Source organism: Saccharopolyspora spinosa NRRL 18395 (genome assembly GCF_000194155.1).
GTDB classification, from domain to species: Bacteria; Actinomycetota; Actinomycetes; order Mycobacteriales; family Pseudonocardiaceae; genus Saccharopolyspora; species Saccharopolyspora spinosa.
Map to the genome: position 1 here is coordinate 1594931 of NZ_GL877879.1, position 1672 is coordinate 1596602.

At 67.1% G+C, this 1672-nt stretch carries 1 protein-coding gene and 1 pseudogene; both read right to left on the reverse strand.

Annotated elements, in window-relative coordinates:
• Positions 1-1081: pseudogene (locus tag SSPN_RS55445) on the reverse strand (hypothetical protein); the annotation flags it as partial.
• Positions 1082-1118: 37 nt separating this feature from the next.
• The coding region (locus SSPN_RS45895) for a hypothetical protein (RefSeq protein WP_010310973.1) at positions 1119-1672 on the reverse strand (554 nt) is incomplete at its 5' end.

Genomic DNA, 1672 nt, shown 5'->3' on the forward strand with positions numbered 1-1672 from the left:
CGGACTCCGGTAAATCAAGCAACTCCGCCACTCGCGGCAACCGGCCATCCCACCACGCCACCTGCTCCGGCCCACCCAGAATCTTCGCGATATCGGCGGCCCTCGACTGCGATTCCTCCCCCCGCGACACAGGCGCTGCGAAACCACCACCATCACTGCCCTGTGCAGAGGCGCGTAGTCCGCCATGCCGAGCCCACCAGGCCACGTCGGCGCCCGCGTCCGCCAGCACCTCCGGCCACACCGTCGAATCGGGATCGATCCTTCTGACATCACCCTGAACCGCGTCCAGGAAATAATGCGCCTGCCCACCTCCAAAAAAGCCACCAGAGGCCAGGAACACATCCGCGTCCTCGCCTTTCACATACTCTGCCCGCACCGCATCCTGCGAGGCCCCCGACGGCACCTTCAGCACAAGGAAATGAACGTCATCCGCCGCCGTCTGCTGCATGAACTTCCGCACGGTATCGGGGCCGCTGGTCAGCCGAAGCTGCGGGACAACACCCCCGGTGGCCGTGGCCGCCTGGAACCGTTCACTCGCCGCCCCCCCTCGCCGCAACACACCAGAGTCCAGCATTATTCCTCTCGGGGTGCGGCGGAGGTGGTCGGCGACCTGCTCCAGCAACCCCGTGGCCACGCCAGAACCCGGGCCAGGAATCACGATCCCCGAGCCCTCCAGCATGGCCCTCGCATCCTCATTGCCGAGCAGGACCTGAACAACGATGTAGTTGACCGAAGCCTTCAACGACTCCCCGAGCCCATCGATAACCTCTCGCGACGCGGGCCGCAGAGGCGGATCTGGGTTGTCCACCTTCAGCCACTGTGACCGCGCGTCGGACGGGAACTCGCCTCCGTTTGTGGCATCGGCCCACGCGAGACGGCGCTCAGCCTCCCGTATCCCGTTCTCGTTCCACACCACCCGCCTCAACGGCTTTGGCCGCTGCCTGAGCTCGTCCGAGATAGCCCGCAGAACAGCCCGGCGCAGCTTCCCAGCTTCGTCCTCGTCGAACTCGTCTCTGCCCGCCAGCACCTTCCATACATCCCACTCTCGCTTAGAAAACCCGAGGGGGTCGGTCAGGGTCACCTCCATTGCTCGGCCCGGGCCGAGATAGCGCACCAGCTCAGAGCTCGGAAGCAGGGCAGCCTCGCGCATCCTCCGAGAACACCCGCAGGCCCCGCAGGGAGCCCAGCTCCCGCAATCGGTCCGCCACCGCGACCGCCCTTTCCGGCCCGCCGAACGCCGCGACAACCATGTCCAGCACAAACCCACGCAGCACCGCTCGACCGCCGGGACGCGACTTATAAAGGTCGCCGATCGCTACGCCGGCCTCGGTGTCCTTACCTAAGAAGCGCGTGAGGTAGTCAACCTCACGTCCGTCCAGGGCCTGCACCAGCTCCTGCAGCACGTTCAGCTCCCGCGGACTGGGCCGCCTGCCCAGCTCACCGGCACGCTGCGGTGCCGGACCGCCGAGCTCGCGCACCGGCACCTGGATGTCGGGCCTGCTCCCCGTGAGCACCACCTGGTCCAGGCCACCGAGCCCGGCCACCTCTTCCCGCAGCTCGGCGCGGTACTCAGCCGCGCTGCGGATGTCACGCCCTTCCTCGCCCCACCTCTCCAGCAGACGGCGGCGATCGGCCAAGCGCATCATGATCTCACCCAGAACACGCACCCGCT